The sequence below is a fragment of the Stenotrophomonas sp. CCNWLW162 genome (assembly GCF_037203745.1).
Taxonomy (GTDB): Bacteria; Pseudomonadota; Gammaproteobacteria; order Xanthomonadales; family Xanthomonadaceae; genus Stenotrophomonas; species Stenotrophomonas maltophilia_AQ.
Window position 1 is genome coordinate 25,809 of the sequence record NZ_JBBCBL010000009.1, and the last position, 18,038, is coordinate 43,846.

The following is an 18,038-nucleotide window of genomic DNA, read 5'->3' on the forward strand; positions in this document are numbered from 1 at the left end:
GTGTTGCATCCACCCGGTAGTGCCGGCCGCTGGCCGGCAACCGCGTCCATCTCCGATCAGCGCAGCAACACCTCGCGCAACGCCGCATAGTCGGCGGCCAACGGGTCGGCATGCGCCGGTCGCTGCAGCAATGCCTCCAGCGCCGGCGGCACCGCTACTGCTTCGCCGATGAGCGGCTCGACCACGGCTTCGAACTTGGCCGGATGCGCGGTGGCCACCACCGCCCAGTCCCCCTTGGCACCGCCACTGCGCAGATCCTGCAGCACCTTCACTGCGGTGGCCGTATGTGGGCAGAACAGCTCGCCACGGCTGGCATGCTCAGCCGCAATCGTGGCGCGGATGGTCACGTCATCCACCGCGAACGCACGGAACGCTGCACGCAGTTCCGCGTCATCGCCGTGGTAGAGCCAGCGCAGGCGCTCGAAGTTGCTGGGCGCCCCCACGTCCATCGCGTTGGCAACGGTGGCAACACTGGCCTGCGGCTGATAGTCGTCGCCATTGAAGTAGGCCGGCAGTACGGCATTGGCATTGGTGGCCAGCACAATCTGCCCGATCGGCACACCCAGCGCGCGCGCCAGCACTGCCGCCATTGCGTTGCCGAGGTTGCCGGTGGGCACCACCAGGTTGAGCCGGCGTCGATGTGCGGCATGATGGCTCAACGCCGCATGCGCGTAGTAGCTCATCTGCGGCAGCAGGCGGCCCAGGCTGATGCTGTTGGCCGAACTCAACGGCACCTGTGCCTGCAGCTCGCGGTCGGCCAGCGCCTGCTTGACCATGGTCTGGCAGTCATCGAACGAACCGGCCACGCGCAGCGCCCGGATGTTGTCACCGAAGCAACCGAGCTGATGCGCCTGTCGCGGCGACACGCGGCCGTCGGGATACAGCACCACCACACGCACGCCGGGCTGGCGATGGAAGGCTGCGGCCACTGCTGCGCCGGTATCGCCGGAGGTGGCGACGACAATCGTCAGATCGCGGTCCTTGCCGGCCTGCAACTGCGACAGCGTACCGGCCAGGAATCGCGCGCCGATGTCCTTGAACGCCGCGGTCGGCCCATGGAACAGTTCCAGCACGTGGTCACCATCGCCGAGAGAGCGCAGCGGGACCGGGAAGTCGAATGCCTCATGGCAGATCGACGGCAGCGCGCCTTCCAGCGCATCGCCGGCAAAGAACGGTGCCAGCAGATCAGCGGCGGTATCGGCCAGGGTTGCACCGGCCTGCAATTCACGAGGTGCAGGCAGAACCTCGGGAACATACAGTCCGCCATCGGGCGCCAATCCTGCGGCGATTGCCGCACTGAGGCCGACAGCAGGTGACTGGCCACGGGTCGAAACGAAATGCATGGGCAAGGTATCCAGTAGAGGGGAAGGATTCAGCACAGCCGCGCTCCCGGCGCGTCCAGCGGCGACACCCAGGCATCGCTGTCAAAGCCGGCCGCTGCAAATGCTGCGCGCACCGGTGCCGCTGCGGCATGGGCCTGGTCGGCATCCTCGAACCAGGCGAACACGCTGGGTCCTGCGCCTGAGATGCCCGCGCCCATCGCATGGGCCGACAGCGCTGCGTCGCGTGCTGCTTCGAAACCGACAATCAGTCCGGCGCGACGCGGCTCCACCAGCACGTCGCGCAGGCCAGCGCGCACCAGCGAGGCATCGCTGCGATGGCAGCCACTCAGGACCAGCGCAAGATTGGCACTCTGTGCGACGAATTCACCCAGCGCATAGCTGCCCTGCAGCGCCTGGCGTGCACGGCGCGTTTCCAGCACCGCATGCGGATGCACCAACAGGCTGTGCCAGCTGGCCGGAACCGGAATCGGCAGCAGGCGATCAGCGGTGCACAACGCCAAGCCGCCCAGCAGCAGCGGGCCGACGTTGTCACCGTGGCGGCCGCCACTGGCCACCGCCTCGCCATCCAGCGCAAACGGGTACAACGCCTCGCGCGGCAGCGGTGCGCCCAGCAGTGCATTGGCAGCGACCAGTGCTGCAACGCTCGACGCCGCCGAACCGCCCATGCCGGAGCCGAACGGAATGCCCTTGTCGATCTCGACCGCGAAGCCGAAGTCCAGACCCAGCCCTTCACGCAACGACATGAGTGCGGCCCCTGCGGTATTGCCAGCAGCGTCCAGCGGCAGCTCGACCGCACTGCCACGGATTGCCTCGATCCGCACCACCGGTTCATCGATGCGACGCACGCTCACGGTATCGCCGACACCGGCAATGGCATGGCCGAGAATATCGAAGCCCACCGCCACGTTGGCCACCGAGGCCGGTGCGAACGCACGTGCGATCACAGCCGCGCTCCTTCGCCGGCGGCCACCCGCAGCAGGTCGGCGAACACGCCTGCGGCCGTGACTTCCGGGCCGGCGCCTGGTCCCTGCACCACCAGCGGGTTGTCGCAGTAACGGCGGGTACGGAACTGGACCACGTTGTCGGTCAGCCGCAGATTGGCGAACGCATGCTCGATGGGTAGTTCCTGCAGTCCGACCGAGGCACCGTCGGCACCCAGCCGCGCCACGTAGCGCAACACCGCACCGCGCTGCCGTGCGTCCTGCAGGCGCTGCAACAGGCTGGCATCGCTCTCGCCCAGGCGCGCCATGAAATCGTCCACGCCACCCTCGCGCAGCAACGCTGGCACCAGGCTTTCCACCTGGACCTGTTCCAGGCTGAGCGGATGACCGGCTTCGCGGGCCAGGATCACCAGCTTGCGCGCGACATCGATGCCGGACAGATCGTCACGCGGATCCGGCTCGGTGTAACCCATCGAGCGCGCCTGCGCGACCAGTGCCGAGAATGGCTGGCTGCCGTCGTAACGGTTGAACAGCCAGGCCAGCGTGCCGGAGAAGATGCCTTCGATGGCCAGCACCTCGTCACCGGTATCGACCAGGTCGCGCAGCGTGGTGATCACCGGCAGCCCAGCACCCACCGTGGCTTCATAGCGGAAACGCGCGCCGCTGGCAGCGGCAGCAGCGCGGATGCGCTGATAGCGCGCCAACGGACCGGCACCGGCCTGTTTGTTCGGAGTGACCACGTGGATGCCGGCGGCCAGCCACCCCTCGTAGCGCTCGGCCACCTCGGCACTGCCACTGCAATCGATCACCACCGCGTGGGGCAGGTGCGCGGCCAGCAGGTGCTCGGTGAAACGGTCCAGGTCACTGGCCTCACCCGCCTGCTGCAGCGCCTGCCGCCAATCGGCATGCAGGCCATCAGCCTCCAGCCGCATGCGCGTACGCGAGGCCAGCGCGCGCAGGCGCAGGTCGACATTGGCCTTGGCCAGCAGCTGTGGGCGCGCCGCCAGCAACTGGTCCAGCAGTGCGGCGCCGACATTGCCCGGCCCGATCACACCTACCGCAAACGTCTGCGGCGACAGCCAGAAGCCGGCATGTGCAGCGCGCAGCGCACGGGTGGCATCGGCACTGTCCACCGCCACCGAGATGTTGCGTTCCGACGAGCCCTGCGCGATCGCCAGGATGTTCACCTGCGCCCGGCCGAGGGCCTCGAACAGGCGCGCGGCGACGCCGGGCTGGCCCGCCATGCCGTCGCCGACCGCCGCCAGCACGCTGACACCGTCGCCGACCTGCACGCGCTGCACGTGGCCTACCGACAGTTCATGCGCAAATGCCTGCAGCAGCGCCTCGCGGCCACGCGCGGCCTCGGCCGCACGCACCACGCAGCAGATCGAATGCTCTGACGACCCCTGCGAGATCATCACCACCGAAACCTGCGCCTGGCGCAATGCCGCGAACACGCGTTCAGCGGTGCCGGGTACGCCGATCAGTCCAGTACCCTCCAGGTTGAGCAGGGCCAGTCCGGGACTCAGGGTCAGGCCTTTCACCGGCCCGCGCGGCGAGCGCTCGGCACTGATGCGCGTACCCGGATGCGCCGGGTGGAAGGTGTTGCGGATGAAGATCGGCAGGCCAAGGCGGATCGCCGGCGACATCGTCTGCGGATGCACCACCTTGGCGCCGAAATAGGCAAGCTCGCAGGCTTCGTCGTAGCTCAGTGATTCCAGCTGCACCGCTTCCGGGACCAGCCTCGGGTCCGCCGACAGCACGCCGTCGACGTCGGTCCAGATGTGCAGTTGGTCGGCGTTGAACAGTGCCGCGAAGATCGCGCCGGAGTAGTCGCTGCCATTGCGACCGAGCGTGGTGATGCGATCGTGGCGGTCGCGGGCAACGAAACCGGTGGCGACCAGGCGCGACTGCGGATGCTGCAGGCGCCACCTGGCCAGGCGGTCGGCGCTGGCTTCCCAGTCCACGTCCACACCCAACTCGCCGTGCGCGACCACCAGCACGTCGCGTGCATCGAGCACGGCGCAGTCCTCACCCAGCGCGCGCAGGTGGGTACCGAGCAGCTGCGCGGAGAACACTTCGCCCAGACCCTGCACGCGATCGAGCACCTCGCGCGGCAGTTCGCCGATCACCGCCAGTGCCGCCAGCACTTCGGCCAGCTGATCGAAACGCACGTCAATCCATTCCACGGTCTCGCCCACCTGCTCGCCGAGCAGGGCCACCGCCGCGCCGCGGTGGCGGGCGCGCAGTGCATGCCAGGCCTCGCGCCAGCCTTCGTCACCCTTTGCTGCCATCTGGGCCAGTTCGATCAGCGCGTCGGTGACGCCCTTCATTGCCGAGACAACGGTGACCTGCAGCGATTCGGGGCGGGCCAGCAGCAGGCCGGCGACATGGCGGTAGCGCTCGGCGTCGGCCACCGAGGTGCCACCGAACTTGTGCACGACGGTGGACGGCGCAGCCAGATCGGCCGGTGCAACGGGTTGGGCGGGGGCGTGGGAAGACATGCAGACCTCGGTAGGAGGCCCCGTCGCATGCAGGTGTCGAGTTTCCCCGCCACCTGTATGGTGCGGGGCCGTGGTTTTCGGGAGTTACACGAAGACGACGGGCCGCACCAGGGCAGTGGTGACGGTGGTGGTGGTAATGGTGGCGACCGGCGCAGTCGAACGGCCCGCGGTGGCGGGGGCGATCAGGCTGGCGTGGGCGGCATCAAGGACCATGACGCACAGAAAACACCGGCCGCCGGGGTGCTGTCAAGTGCTGCGATGCAAAAAATCGCTGCGGCGATCATCGGTCATCGTGTCGCCATTTGGTTGCATCTGTGACAAAACCGGCATCAGCGCGCTTGACGACGGCATTCAGCCGGCATGTTCGGCGATCGCCCGTGGCGTGCGGTGGGCGTGTGCGCACAGCATCACGCCCGCCACCAGGAACACGATCGCCAGGGCTTCGAGCAGCGAGGGCCAGCGCTGCTGCCAGGCGAATGCGTAGAGCAGCGCGAACAGGGTTTCGAACACGATCATCTGCCCGGTCAGGGTCAACGGCAGCAGGCGGCTGGCGCGGTTCCAGAACGCATTGCCGAGGATCGAGGCCACCACCGCCACGCCGGCACTGATCGCCCAGAAACCACTCCATTGCGCTGACGTGTGGCTGCCGGCGTGGCCGATGAACGCCATCGGCACCAGCAGCAGGGCCAGCCCGCCGGTGGTGACGCCGGTCAGCAGTGACCAGTCGTGGCTGGACAGATCGGAACGGCGTGCCAGCCAGCGGCTGTTGCCGATCGAGTACAGCGCCCACGAGAACAGCGCACCAAACGCACACAGCAGGCCGATCAGGCGCTGCCGCCAGGGCGTTGCCAGATGCTCGGACATCAGTGCTTCCCAGCCAACCAGCGCCACGCCGAGCACGCACAGGCCCAGTGCCGGCAACAGCTGCTTCAACGGCACCGCGCCCTGCTCGCGCACACCAACCAGCGTCACAACCACCGGAATCAGGCCGACGATCAACGACGCCGCCGCACCTCCGGCCCACTGCACGGCCGTGGCCAGCAGCAGGAAGTACACCAGGTTGCCAGCCAGGCTCAGCCACAGCAGACCGATCCACTCGGCACGACCAAGCCGCGGGGCCAATCGCTTCCAACGCGGCAGAAGCAGCACCACGGCGATCAGGCCGTAGACCAGGTAGCGGCCAGCAGAGAGTTGCAAGGCATTGAACGACTGCAGCACGGCGGGCGCGAGGAAGACCACGCCCCACAGCGCGCCTGCGGCAACGCCATTGGCGATGCCCAGGGCCATCGGGTTGTTGCGCATTTCGGGTTCTTGGGGGGAGAACAGGCTGCGCAGTGTAAGCGGAGGCCAGCGGGGAGCTCTTGACCGAGGCTACTGCCCTGCCGCCGTTGTAGAGCCGAGCCGTGCTCGACTACTTTTGCACGACCCCTCGCGAACGGCAGTCGAGCACGGCTCGACTCTACAATCCGGCGGCCCTGCGCCAGGCGGCCGGGGTCTGCCCACACTCACGCCGCAGCGCGCGGGTCAGTGCGCTCTGCTCGGAATAGCCTGCGGCCAGCGCGATATCGCTGATCGGCGCGGCGCTCGTACGCAGCTGGTGCTTGGCCCAGCGCAGCCGGCACGTACTGAGCCAGGCCTGCGGGCTGAGCCCGAATTCTCGCCGGAACAAGGCATGCAGACGGCTCTCGCTGACGCCCACGAATGCCGACATGCGTGCCACCGGCCACGATAGTCCCGGGTCGGCCTGCACCGCCGCGCACAGCCCCTGCATCCGCGCACCGCTACCAGCCGGTGCGAACACCTGCAGCAGCTGCGGAAGCAGGGCCGGCATCGGCTGGCCGCCCTGCACACCCGCCAGGCGGTGTCGCAGCGCCAGCGGCAGGTGCAGCCAGCGCTGCCGGCACAGGTGCTCCTGCGTACCGTCATCGAGCACGCCCGGGGGGCAATCGACAATCACGAAACCATTGGGGCCATCGGCCATCTGGTCATGTGCTTCACCAGCAGCCACGAAAGCGCCCTGCAGCAGGTCCAGGCGACCGCCGCGGCCTTCCATCTCGAACTGCAGTTCACCCTGCAGTGGCAGCACCCATTGCGCATAGTCATGACGGTCCAGGCCGGTGGCCTGTCCGTAGTGCCGCAGATGGAAGATGGCGCCCATCCTGACAGTGTGCGCGTGTAACAACGGCCGTGCAAACCGCTGCTAATAGTCGGGCCGTCATCAAACGCAGGGAGTGCAGGTCATGACCCATCAACACGTGTTTGTGGTGCTGGCCGCAAGTCTCGGCCTGGCAGTCGCCAGCTCGGCATCGGCACAGGAACGCACCCCGCCCGCTCCGCACTGCATGGATGCGGTCGGCGTGCAGGAAGTGGAGCAGGCATCACCGCGCTCGATTGCATTGCGCGCCGCCTCCGGCCAGGCCTATCGCATCGATTTCAACGAAGACTGCCCCGGTGTCCGCGGTGCCACCACGCTGAAACTGGAAGCACCGGCCGGCTGGGCCTGTGGTCGTCCCAGCGAACGCGTCGTGGTCGTCGGCCGCAGCTGCGCCGTCAGCGCGGTTACCCCGGTACAGGATCGCGACTACGCCAGCGTCGCCCGTGACAGCGATCGCCTGCGCACGGCCACCCTGCCCGCCGTGACCATCCGCGAGCGCAAGGAAATCCGCCGCAGCTTCGGCGGCTCACCGTCCTACTGCTTCGCCACCCGCAACGTCCGTGCCTGGTCATCCGACCCGCAGGGCATGCTGGTGGAGACCAACCCGCGTCGCAATGGTGGTCACCGCTACTACCGCGTCGAACTCGGCGGCCACTGCCGTCAGCTCGACCGCGCGCCGCAGCTCAGCTTCCGCTCCGGCATGCAGAACGGGCTGATCTGTGGCAATGCCGGCGATCGCATCCTCACCGCCGATTTCGAGAATGGCGACCTGCGCAACGATGCGCTGGCGCCGCTGCCGCAGTACACCCGCGGCAGCTGTACGATCCAGGCCGTCTACCCGGCATCCAGCCAGGCGTCGAACTAACTTTCGACGCCGAGGAAGGTGAACGGCGCGCTGGGCACGAAGTGGCCCAGTGCGTCGCCGGCGAACGTGTTGCGCTGGTCCTTGCCGAGCTCGAGCTTGAGCACCTGGCCACCGAAATCGACCTTGTTCAGATCGACCCAGAAGGTATTCGGGGTCAACGCCGATTCGAAGAAGTACAACCGCCGCTTGTGGTCGGCCACGGTGCGCCAGCGTGTGGACGAGATGTTCGGCTCGCCCGGCGTGGTGATGCCGTACGGCACCGACGCGTTGCGGATCACGCTGAACACACTGGCCAGGGCCTCCACCGGATCCTCGGCCTTGGGAATGGCATTGATGTAGAACGAAGCCCGCGCGAAGCGGTCGGATGAGCGGTTGGTACCCGGCAGCATCACCGTGCCACCGATCTGCTGCCAGTAGCTGTTGAGTGCCAGCTGCTGCTCGAAGATCGGCGAGTTGGTCATCACCTGGTAGCGGCGGTCGTGATGGATCACCTGGCGGCCGCCGATGTATTCGACAATGGCGCTGTCGCCGGTGGCATCGGACAGTGACAGGTGCAGCGTCGCCTGGCGGTCTTCGCCGGGAACCTTGTCGGTGACGATCGAGTACGGCTCGCGCTTCAGCGCCGCCACCGCCTCTTCCACCGTTGCGAAATTGTCGAGTACGTACTGCGCCCACAGCGAGATGGCCAGTCCCGGCTTGTTGCCGCGCTGCTGCGGGTACTCCGACTCCACCAGCCACAGCAGGTTGGCGACCAGGCCCTTCTCGTTCATGCCATCGGTGGTCGACACGTCGTAGCCGGTGGCCACCACGCTGCCGTAGCGCGCGGTCCACGCCAGCGACTTCGGACCCGCCTGGCCGGTGCGCGCAATGCCGCGCGGCAGGACGTAGAGATTGGTCGCTACGTCGACCTTCCAGTCCATCGAACGTGCGGTGATCACATCACCGTTGTCACCCAGGTACACCGCGCGCGTACAAGCCAGTGCCGGTGTGATCGCGGCGGCCAGCGCCACGGCCAGCATCGCCCTACCCTTCCACTTCATCCGTGCCATATCAGTACGCTCCTTTCCCCGTGGTCCGTGGATCTGACCCGATCCATCGTGACACAGCGGTGAAACCTCAGCGTAAGAAGCGGTCGTGCAGCCAGAAGCCCAGCAGCATCGCGGGTACGAACCACAGCGCTTCGCGAGATGCCACCGCCAGGCCGGCAATGGCCGGACCGGGGCAATAGCCTGCCCAGCCCCAGCCTATGCCGAACAGTGCGGCGCCCAGCAGCAGACGCGCATCGATATCACGTACGGTGGGCAGCTGGAAGCGGGCCGCACACCAGGGGCGCGTGCGTCGCAGCACCCAGCGCTGCCCGACCGCACTGACCAGCATCGCCGAGGCCAGCACCCACATCAACGTGGGATCAAAATCACCGGCCACATCGAGGAAGCCGAGCACACGACGCGCGTCGGTCATCCCGGAAAGCGCCAGCCCAGCGCCAAACAGCGCACCGGCCACAGCGGCGGCCCATAATGCGCGACTCATGCCAGACCTCCGCCGTGCCGGATCAGGAAGGTGGTCAGCATTGCGCAGGCCATGAACACCAGCACTGCCAGCAGCGAACGCTTCGAGCCGCGGGCCATGCCACAGACGCCGTGGCCACTGGTGCAGCCGCTACCCAACCGGGTACCAAAGCCCACCAGCAGGCCGGCGCCGACCAGCTGCCAGGCCGGCAACGCATCACGCAGCAGTACCTGCGGCGATGCCTCCGGCACCGATTGCCACAGCAACACCAACCCCGCCGCAGTGAGCAGTCCGAGCAAGAACGCCCAACGCCAGCCGCGCTCCCATTTTGCTGCGCGCAGGCTGCCCGCAGCGATTCCGCTGATGCCGGCCACACGCCCGAGGGTGGCGAGTAACAGCACCGCGGCGGCGCCGATCAGCGCCCCGCCAGCCACTGCACTCCATGGCAGGTTCACGCCCTGCCCCTGTCGATTCCGTTCATCGGCTTGCCTTTTTATTTAGATTTTTCTAAATTAGCTTCTTCTAAACAAAAAGGTCAACCATGGCCCACATCGAGCTCGACAGCGCAGCAATGGCCGAGCACGCCACGCAGGCCGCCGCTCTGCTCAAGCGCCTGGCCCATCCTGCGCGGTTGCGCGTGTTGTGCCGGCTGGTGGAAGGCGAAGCGCCGGTGCCGGAGCTGCAGGCGCTGACCGGGCTCAGTGCATCGGCGCTGTCACAGCACCTGGCGGTGCTGCGCGAACTGGATATCGTTGCGACCCGACGCCAGGCGCAGGCCATCCACTACCGCGTGGTCGATGGCCCGGCGCTGGGTGTGCTGAAAGCGTTGCATGCCGCCTACTGTGGTGGCGACCCGCACTGAGCGGGGATGCGGGCTCAGCCGACGTGCAGGACCGGCTGCACCACCCTGTCGAGCAGATCCACCGGCGTCGGCGCGGAACGGTCGCCCTGCAGTGCGCGGGTGAAGCCCGACCAGTCACTGGAAGACAGCTGGCGCAGCAGCGCAGCATCCACCGGCAGCGCGCGCATCGACCAGTACGGGAACTGGCGCTGGCCCAGCCGGCCGCGTGCCAGCTCGACGATGTCGATATGGCTGCCAGCCTGCAGGATGCGCTCATACACCGAATCGATGCCGTCCGGTGGGCCCTCGATGTACTGCAGGAAACGGTCGCCGTCATGCAGCAGCACGCCGGTCACCCCGGCCAGCTTGTTGAAGCGTGCCGCGTCCTCGACCAATACATGCAGGCGTTCGGCGGAAAGATCCGGCAGCACCTTGCTGACGTAGGCGATGGCACGCAATGGCATGGAGCTTCCTTGGCAACGTGAGTCGCCACGGTAGCAGTTGCGGACGAGCCCGTCTCAGTATCGGGAAACGTTTGCTGAAGAATTCAGCTTGCGGCCGCCAGCGCTCCGTCACTGCGCCTCGGCAACAACGCCTCGAACACCACCTGCCCTGCTTCGCTGCGGGCACCGATACGACCGCCATGCGCCCGCACGAACTGATCGACGATGTACAGGCCGAGGCCAAGTCCGTTGCTCTGGTGGAAGCTGGCCTTGAACGGTTCGAACAGGCGCGGCAGCAGCGCCGCATCGATCTCCCCGGCATTGCGCACCCGCAACAACACGTTGCGCGGGTCACGGCCATCCACCTCGACCTGTGCCTCGTTGCCATGCGTCAGCGCATTGCCGATCAGGTTTGCTGCAACCTGTCCCAGTCGATCCAGGTCGCCCTGAAGCTGCGTGTCGCCGTGTGTATCCAGTCGGATCCGGCCCGCACCATGCGCACTCCCCACCTCCGCCACCACCGCCCGGGTGACCTCGGCCAGATCGCAGGTACTGGCCTGCAGGCGCAGGCCGCCGCTGCGGATCCGCGAGAAGTCCAGCAGCTGCTCCACCATCCGCGCCATGCGCAGGGTGCTGGCCTCCAGGTACTGCAGCGTCTGCTGCGCACCCGCGTTGCCTTGCGGAAGGTCCAGCGCCAGCTTGTCGGCGCACAGCAGGATCGCCGACAGCGGCGTACGCAGGTCGTGGGTCAGTACCGCAGCCATCGTCTCGTTGAGCTTGAGCGCACGCTCCAGCGCTTCGTTGCGCGCCTTCAGCAACTGCCGTTGCTGGTACAGCTCGATGAAGACGTTGACCTTGCTCAGGATCACCTGCGGCGCCACCGGCTTGTGCAGGAAATCCACCGCGCCGGTTTCGTAGCCCTTGAACGCGCGCACCGGATCATCCGGCGAGGCGGTCAGGAAAATGATCGGTACCGTGCGGCTGCGATGCGAACCGCGCATCAGCTCAGCCAGGGTGAAGCCATCGATTTCCGGCATGTGCACGTCCAGCAGGGCCAGCGCGACCTCATGCTCCAGCAGCAGCTCCAGCGCCTGCGCACCGGAGCTGGCCAGCAACAGATTGACGCCCTCGCGCTGCAGCAGCGCCTGCATGGCCACCAGGTTCTGCGGCACGTCATCGACGATCAGCAGGTTGACCGGGGACTGCGACTGCGCAGGGTCCGGTGGCAGCAGGTTCATGCAAACAACTCCTTCAGGCGACGACACATCAGTTCAAGGGGCAGCACGGCATCGGCGCCGGCATGCTGCAGGGCGGAAGCCGGCATCATCGATGCCTCGGCCTCCTCGGGGCATTGCAGCCAGGCGCGGCCTCCGGCGGCGCGTACAGCGGCTACGCCTTCGCTGCCATCGCTGCTGGCACCGGTCAGCAGCAGCGCCAGCACCTGCGGACCAAACACCGCAGCGGCCGATTCAAACAGCGGGTCGATGGCCGGGCGCGAGAACAGCACTGGCGCGTCCACCGACAACGCCACCGCGCCGGCATCCTCCACCAGCAGGTGGTAGTCCGGCGGGGCGAACGTCACCGTTCCGGGCTGCAGCGGCTGCTTGTCCTCCGCCTCGCGCACCTGCAGCGCGCAGTACGGCGCCAGCACTTCGGCAATGCGGCTGGAGCGGTCGCGCGGGAGGTGCAACACGGCCAGCACCGGCGCCGGCAGCCTGGCCGGAAGCGCACCCAGCACAGCCTGCAGCGCCGCGACGCCTCCTGCGGAGGCACCGACCACCAGCACCGCTGGGCGAACCTGCACCGCCATCAGGCCACCTTCCGGTACAGGCGATGCTCGCGCGAACAGACCTCGAAGGCATCGTGGTGGCGCCCGAACTGCAGCGACTCCTTGCTGCCCAGGCCGAGGAATCCCCGGTGCACCAGCGCCTCGCGGAACAGTCCCACGGCCCGGTCCTGGAGATCACGGTTGAAATAGATCAATACGTTGCGGCACGACACCAGATGCACTTCGGAGAACACGGTATCGGTGGCCAGGCTGTGGTCGGCGAACACCACGTTGCGACGCAGCTGGCGGTCGAACACGGCGCCATCGTAGGCCGTGGCGTAATAGTTGGACAGCGACGCGGTGCCACCGGCAGCCAGGTAGTTACGGCTGAACTGGGCCATCCGGTCGATGCCATAGGCGCCCGCCTCGGCCGTGGCCAGCGCGGCCGGATTGATATCGGTGGCATAGACGATGCTGCGCTCGAGCAGCCCTTCTTCATGCAGCAGGATCGCCAGCGACCACACTTCCTCCCCGGTGCTGCAACCGGCCACCCACAGCTTCACCGACGGATAGGTGCGCAGCACCGGCACCACCTGTTCGCGCAGCTCACGGAAATAGGCGGGGTCCCGGAACATCTCCGAGACCTGCACGGTGAAGAACTGCATGGCCTGGGCGAACAGCTCCGGCTCGTGCAGCAGGCGATGCTGCAGGTCCGCCAGGCGCTCGCACTCATAACGCTGCATGGCCTGGCGGATACGCCGGCGCAGCGACGACACCGCATAGCTGCGGAAGTCATAGTGGTAGCGCTGGTACAACGCCTCCAGCAACACCTTCAGTTCCAGATCGAACAGCGCCTGCTCGTTCATTGCCGCGAGCACCAGACCCGGCACAGCGAGACCAGCTTGTCGACATCGATCGGCTTGGCGATGTAGTCATTGGCACCGGCCTGCAGGCAACGTTCGCGGTCGTCCGGCATGGCCTTGGCGGTCAACGCGATGATCGGCAGGTCCTGCAGGTGGCGCTGCGCGCGGATCTCGCGCATCGCGGCCAGGCCATCCTTCTCCGGCATCATGATGTCCATCAGCACCAGGTCGACCTCACGCTCGGCCAGGCGGTCAACCGCCTCCTGGCCGTTGCGCGCGATCTCCAGGGTCACGCCAAGCGGTTCGAGCACGCTGGACAGCGCGAAGATGTTGCGCACGTCGTCCTCGGCCAGCAATACGGTGCGGCCGTCGAGCACGGTGTCACGGCGGCGCGCCTCCCGCAGCAGACGCTGCTGGTCGCTGGGCAGACTGGCCTCGACGCTGTGCAGGAACAGGGTCACTTCGTCCAGCAGGCGCTCCGGCGAACGCGCGCCCTTGATGATGATGCTCTTCGAGTAACGGCGCAGGCGCTGCTCTTCTTCGCGGCTGAGTGCCCGGCCGGTGTAGACGATCACCGGCGGGAAGCCGACGTCATCGTTGTTGGCCATGTGCTCGAGCAGGTCGTAACCGCTGCCATCCGGCAACGACAGGTCCATCACCATGCAATCGAAGGTAACCGTGCTGAGCTGTTCCAGCGCGCCGGCAAGTGTACCGACGGCGACAATCTGCAGTTGCTCGCGGCCCAGCAGCAGCTCCAGGTTGCGGCGCAGCTCGCTGTCGTCCTCGACGATCAGCAGGCGCCGTACATCGCGCCGGCTGGTCTGTTCCAGCTGCTCGATGGCCGCTGCCAGACGCTCACGTGTGGTCGGTTTGATCGCGAAGCCGATCGCGCCCAACTCGCGCGCCACCTGGCTGCGGTCCATCGCCGAAACCACATGCACCGGGATGTGGCGCGTGTCCGGATTGCGCTTCAGCCGCTCCAGCACGCTCAGACCGGAAACGTCGGGCAGGCCGATATCGAGCAGGATGCCGTTCGGGCGCAACTCGGCAGCCAGCGCCAGCGTTTCTTCGGCCGTGCTGGCTACCACGCAGTCGAAGTCCAGCTCATGGGCCAATGCCACAAGCGCCTCGGCGAAGGTGGTGTCATCCTCCACCGCCAGGATCAGCCGACCGGCGCGCTGGCGCCGGCCCCGGTCATCCGCCACGCTCGCAGTTGCCATCGACACAGCGGCCGGGGGCACAGCCGCAGGCGCAGCCACAACACGAGCGGCTGCCGGTGCCGGTGCCGCCGCTGGCAACAGGACAGTTTCCGTCGCCGTCCCCGTCCCCGTCGCCGGGAGAGCTTCGGACGCCGGCGCACCCTGCAGCGGCAGCTCAAGGATGAAGCAACTGCCGCGTCCCGGCTCGCTGTCGACCTGGATGCTGCCGCCCATGCGCTCGGCCAGGTCGCGCGAGATCGACAGGCCCAGACCGGTGCCGCCGTAGCGGCGACGCGTGCTGCCATCGGCCTGGCGGAACGCCTCGAAGATGACCGGCAGCTGCTCGCGGGCGATGCCGATGCCGGTATCGCAGACATCGAAACGCACGCGTCCACTGCCGCCAGCGCGCACGTGCAGGCTGACCTTGCCGTGCTCGGTGAACTTCAGGGCATTGGCCAACAGGTTCTTCAGGATCTGCTGCAGGCGCTGGTTGTCGGCCATCAGCTGGGTCGGTGCCAGTGCATCGGCCTCGATCTCCAGCGCCAGCCCCTTTTGCCGCGCCATCGGCTCGAAGGTCTCGCGCAGGCGTTGCAGCACACTGTCGACCACCACCACTTCATCGGCCAGCTCAACGTGGCCGGCCTCGATGCGGGACAGATCGAGGATGTCGTTGATCAACGCCAGCAGGTCATTGTTGGACGACAGGATCGCACGGGCATACTTCACCTGCTCCTCGGTCAGCGTGCCGTCCTTGTTGTCGGCCAGCAGCTTGGCCAGGATCAGCGAGCTGTTCAGTGGCGTGCGCAGTTCGTGCGACATGTTGGCGAGGAACTCGGACTTGTAACGCGAGGTGGCAGCCAGCTCATTGCTGTTGCGGACCAACTGCCCCTGCGCAACCAGCAGCGCCTGCTTCTGCGCCTCCAGTTCATGGGTGCGCTCTTCCAGCTGGACATTGCTCTGCTCCAGCTCGGCCTGCTGCTCTTCCAGATGGCTCTGTGACTGCAACAGGCTGCGGCTCTGCTCTTCCAGCTCCTCGTTGGCCACACGCAGCTCTTCCTGCTGGGCCTGCAGTTCTTCGCCCTGACGCTGCGATTCTTCCAGCAGGACCACCAGCTGCGCCCTCAGCAATGACGCACGAAGGGCCATGCCGATGGTCTCGGCGCAGCGCTCCAGCAGTTCGTCGTCCAGGCCCTGCTGGTCACCGAGGCGCGCCCGGCCCAGCTCAATGACACCCACCACGCTGCCATCGCTGTTGATCGGCGCAAGGATGCGTTCGCGCACCGGCAACCGGCCCAGGCTGGTCTGCAGTTCGAGCACGGCTGCCTCGTCGCCGTGCAGGTGACGGATGCGTTCATCACGCGCGACCTGCCCGGCCAGTCCTTCCTGCAACGACAACGAGGCGGGTGTGCCTGAGGGCAGCGCCATGCCACCGGTCAACTGCAGCCGTCCGCCCTCCAGCCGATAGACCGCCCCCACGTCGGCGCGAAGCTGCTCCGCCAGACGGGTCACTGCCGCATCGGCGATCTGCTCCGGCCCCAGGTCGCCGCGCAGGCTCATCGCCACTGCGTTCTCCGCCTCCTGCAGCCACAACGCGCGCATCGCCTGGCGCCGGGCCTGGATCGCACGGGAAACAATCAGCGCGATCATCAGGAATGCGCCGCCGCCGATGCTGCGATTGACGAACGAGAATGCCGAGTTCGAGCTGGCCGGTGCGATGTTGTAGCCGACAATCAGCAGGATGCAGGCAAGCACTGCCACAACGAACGGTGCCCGTGCGCTGCGCTGGAACACCGTCACGCCCACGGCAAGGAAGTAGGCCAGCCATACCGCATAGCCCAGCGGCACCACCAGCTCCAGCGCGATGGTTGCGGCCAGCAGCACAGCGGAGGTCATCCAGATCCAGCGGTCACGCGTGGTCGCACCAGGACGCATGCGGGTCGGCTCCAGTAGACAAAAAGGTGGGTGATGGTACTCCGTGTCGCATTCAGCCGCACAGGACCATTGGCACGCGTCTCGCCTGCACGCATCCTTCACACTTCAATGCCTAGCTTTTCGTCCCTCACAGGGGTAATGCTCATTTCAACGTGGACGCAGCAGCTTCTACGGCGTCCGTGCTGACGGACCCTTCCCGACAACTGCGATTGCTGATCGACAGCGTGCGCGACCATGCGCTGTATCTGCTTGATCCCGATGGCAGGGTATGCAGCTGGAACCCGGGTGCCGAGCGCATCAAGGGCTATTCAGCCGACGAGGTCATCGGTACCCATTTCGGTCGTTTCTATCTGCCTGCCGATCGCGAGGCGGGTGAACCGCAGCGCCTGCTCCGCCTTGCAGCGCAGCACGGCCATCATGCAAGCGAGGGCTGGCGGGTCCGCCGTGACGGCTCTTCATTCCGCGCCAGCATCGTGATCGAACCGGTCTCCGAAGCCGGCGAACTGCTCGGCTTCGTCAAGATCACCCGTGATATCACCGAGCAATGGCAGGCACAGCGGCTGCTGCGCGATGCCCAGCGGGCACTGCGCCATACCCAGCAGTTCGAAACCGTCGGCCGACTCAGCCGCGGGCTGTCGCATGAGTTCAACAATCTGCTGACCACCATCGGCAACGCGCTGGACCTGCTGTCCCTGCGCGTCAGCGGTGACGACGTACGCGCCGCCGAACTACTGGATGCTGCGCAGACCGCCACCGACCGCGGCGCCCTGCTGACCCGCCAGCTGCTGGCCTTCAGCACCGGCCAGACGCTGATCCGGGAAGCAGTGGACATCAATGCGCTGGTGCAGCAGTGGCTGCCCGACCTGCAGCGTGCCTGCCCTCCTTCGGTCGTGCTCGATGCCCGCTTCACGCCGGATCTGCCACCGGTCAGCACCGATGCGATGCAGCTGCAGACCGCACTGGCCAACCTGGTGGCCAATGCCGTGGAGGCGACCCTCGACGGTGGTCGCATCCTGGTCGGTACCGCGCTGGAACATCGCCTCGACCCGGATGCGGACACCACGTTGCAACGTGGCTACGTCACCCTCAGTGTCTGCGACGAGGGCCATGGCATGGCCGCTGAAATCGCCGAACGGGCAACCGAACCGTTCTTCACCACCAAGGACATCGGCAAAGGCAGCGGCCTGGGCCTGAGCCAGGTGTTCGGATTCACTACCCAGAGCGGCGGCTTCGTCGACGTGTCCACCACGCCCGGTGTCGGCACCACGGTCAGCCTGCTGCTTCCCGCAATGGAGGAACCTGCCCATGACCGATGACCCGATCCGTGTATTGATGGTGGAGGACCAGACCGATCTTCGCGAGATGATCGGCCTGGCCCTGCGCGATTTCGGCATCGACGTGGCGACGACCGCCGATGCACACGAAGCGGCCGCCCTGTTGAAGGGTGAAGCACGCTTCGACGTGGTGTTCAGCGACATCAGCATGCCCAACGGCATGTCCGGCATCGAACTCAGCGAACATGTGGCGCGCGATCAGCCGCAGGCGCGGATGATCCTGTCATCCGGCTACGCCCGCTCGCAGCTGCCGCCGCTGCCCGAGCAGGTCGAGTTCCTGCCCAAGCCCTATCGCCTGCGCCAGCTGGTGGAGCTGTTGAAGCAGGCGTGAGGCCTGCCCG

Annotated in this window: 18 protein-coding genes; 5 read left to right on the forward strand and 13 right to left on the reverse strand. The window is 66.9% G+C overall.

Features of this window, described 5'->3' with window-relative positions; genetic code table 11:
* Positions 1–56 precede the first annotated feature (56 nt).
* From thrC to thrA, 3 genes are read right to left on the reverse strand one after another with little or no spacing between them, the layout of a single operon-like run.
* Positions 57–1,343, reverse strand: a complete 1,287-nt coding sequence (thrC, locus tag V9K93_RS18720; RefSeq protein WP_136638741.1) for a threonine synthase — start codon at positions 1,341–1,343, stop codon at positions 57–59.
* 29 nt (positions 1,344–1,372) lie between these two features.
* Positions 1,373–2,287, reverse strand: coding sequence for a homoserine kinase (locus V9K93_RS18725; RefSeq protein WP_136638740.1), 915 nt, complete (start codon positions 2,285–2,287; stop codon positions 1,373–1,375).
* Positions 2,284–4,788 (reverse strand): bifunctional aspartate kinase/homoserine dehydrogenase I, encoded by a 2,505-nt coding sequence (gene thrA, locus V9K93_RS18730; protein WP_136638739.1) that lies wholly within the window; start codon positions 4,786–4,788, stop codon positions 2,284–2,286. Before thrA ends, V9K93_RS18725 begins: the two co-directional genes overlap by 4 nt.
* A 27-nt stretch (positions 4,789–4,815) precedes the next feature.
* Here thrA and V9K93_RS18735 point away from each other — a divergent pair, with 27 nt between their 5' ends.
* The gene (locus tag V9K93_RS18735) at positions 4,816–5,106 is read left to right on the forward strand and encodes a hypothetical protein (RefSeq protein WP_337303007.1); all 291 of its coding nucleotides are present in this window, start codon (positions 4,816–4,818) and stop codon (positions 5,104–5,106) included.
* A 33-nt stretch (positions 5,107–5,139) separates the two neighbouring features.
* Here V9K93_RS18735 and V9K93_RS18740 read toward each other — a convergent pair whose 3' ends face one another.
* A complete protein-coding gene (locus V9K93_RS18740; protein WP_295378754.1) occupies positions 5,140–6,090 on the reverse strand; it encodes a DMT family transporter in 951 nt (316 codons plus the stop codon).
* Positions 6,091–6,247: 157 nt separating this feature from the next.
* Positions 6,248–6,946: a helix-turn-helix domain-containing protein gene (locus tag V9K93_RS18745; protein ID WP_295378757.1), complete on the reverse strand. Its 699-nt coding sequence runs from the start codon at positions 6,944–6,946 to the stop codon at positions 6,248–6,250.
* A gap of 82 nt (positions 6,947–7,028) precedes the next feature.
* Here V9K93_RS18745 and V9K93_RS18750 point away from each other — a divergent pair, with 82 nt between their 5' ends.
* Entirely contained in the window at positions 7,029–7,808 is a 780-nt protein-coding gene (locus V9K93_RS18750; RefSeq protein WP_295378760.1) for a DUF6491 family protein, read from the forward strand.
* On the opposite strand, the gene V9K93_RS18755 is transcribed toward V9K93_RS18750, so the two are convergent.
* The 3 genes from V9K93_RS18755 to V9K93_RS18765 all read right to left on the reverse strand — a co-directional run bounded on the left by V9K93_RS18755 (position 7,805) and on the right by V9K93_RS18765 (position 9,772).
* On the reverse strand, positions 7,805–8,857 hold the full coding sequence (locus V9K93_RS18755) for a linear amide C-N hydrolase (protein WP_337303008.1): 1,053 nt from the start codon (positions 8,855–8,857) through the stop codon (positions 7,805–7,807). The genes V9K93_RS18750 and V9K93_RS18755 overlap by 4 nt on opposite strands.
* A gap of 67 nt (positions 8,858–8,924) precedes the next feature.
* Positions 8,925–9,338 carry a DUF6691 family protein gene (locus tag V9K93_RS18760; protein WP_046984723.1) on the reverse strand — a complete coding sequence of 138 codons (414 nt, stop codon included), beginning with the start codon at positions 9,336–9,338 and terminating at the stop codon, positions 8,925–8,927.
* Positions 9,335–9,772 carry a YeeE/YedE family protein gene (locus V9K93_RS18765; RefSeq protein WP_337303009.1) on the reverse strand — a complete coding sequence of 146 codons (438 nt, stop codon included), beginning with the start codon at positions 9,770–9,772 and terminating at the stop codon, positions 9,335–9,337. Before V9K93_RS18765 ends, V9K93_RS18760 begins: the two co-directional genes overlap by 4 nt.
* A gap of 86 nt (positions 9,773–9,858) precedes the next feature.
* On the opposite strand from V9K93_RS18765, the gene V9K93_RS18770 reads away from it, so the two are divergent.
* Positions 9,859–10,179 (forward strand): ArsR/SmtB family transcription factor, encoded by a 321-nt coding sequence (locus V9K93_RS18770; RefSeq protein ID WP_046984721.1) that lies wholly within the window; start codon positions 9,859–9,861, stop codon positions 10,177–10,179.
* Between the two features lie 14 nt (positions 10,180–10,193).
* Here V9K93_RS18770 and V9K93_RS18775 read toward each other — a convergent pair whose 3' ends face one another.
* The 5 genes from V9K93_RS18775 to V9K93_RS18795 all read right to left on the reverse strand — a co-directional run bounded on the left by V9K93_RS18775 (position 10,194) and on the right by V9K93_RS18795 (position 16,363).
* Positions 10,194–10,622, reverse strand: a complete 429-nt coding sequence (locus tag V9K93_RS18775) for a BLUF domain-containing protein (protein ID WP_046984720.1) — start codon at positions 10,620–10,622, stop codon at positions 10,194–10,196.
* Between the two features lie 83 nt (positions 10,623–10,705).
* On the reverse strand, positions 10,706–11,839 hold the full coding sequence (locus V9K93_RS18780) for a hybrid sensor histidine kinase/response regulator (RefSeq protein WP_337303010.1): 1,134 nt from the start codon (positions 11,837–11,839) through the stop codon (positions 10,706–10,708).
* Positions 11,836–12,411 carry a chemotaxis protein CheB gene (locus tag V9K93_RS18785; RefSeq protein WP_046984718.1) on the reverse strand — a complete coding sequence of 192 codons (576 nt, stop codon included), beginning with the start codon at positions 12,409–12,411 and terminating at the stop codon, positions 11,836–11,838. The genes V9K93_RS18780 and V9K93_RS18785 overlap by 4 nt, the downstream gene beginning before the upstream one ends.
* Positions 12,411–13,235, reverse strand: a complete 825-nt coding sequence (locus tag V9K93_RS18790) for a CheR family methyltransferase (RefSeq protein ID WP_046984717.1) — start codon at positions 13,233–13,235, stop codon at positions 12,411–12,413. Before V9K93_RS18790 ends, V9K93_RS18785 begins: the two co-directional genes overlap by 1 nt.
* Positions 13,232–16,363, reverse strand: coding sequence for a response regulator (locus V9K93_RS18795; protein WP_337303011.1), 3,132 nt, complete (start codon positions 16,361–16,363; stop codon positions 13,232–13,234). The genes V9K93_RS18790 and V9K93_RS18795 overlap by 4 nt, the downstream gene beginning before the upstream one ends.
* Positions 16,364–16,515: 152 nt before the next feature.
* On the opposite strand from V9K93_RS18795, the gene V9K93_RS18800 reads away from it, so the two are divergent.
* Complete coding sequence (locus V9K93_RS18800) at positions 16,516–17,679, forward strand: two-component system sensor histidine kinase NtrB (protein ID WP_430543756.1); 1,164 nt, start codon at positions 16,516–16,518, stop codon at positions 17,677–17,679.
* On the forward strand, positions 17,669–18,028 hold the full coding sequence (locus tag V9K93_RS18805) for a response regulator (RefSeq protein WP_006362973.1): 360 nt from the start codon (positions 17,669–17,671) through the stop codon (positions 18,026–18,028). The genes V9K93_RS18800 and V9K93_RS18805 overlap by 11 nt, the downstream gene beginning before the upstream one ends.
* Positions 18,029–18,038 lie beyond the last annotated feature (10 nt).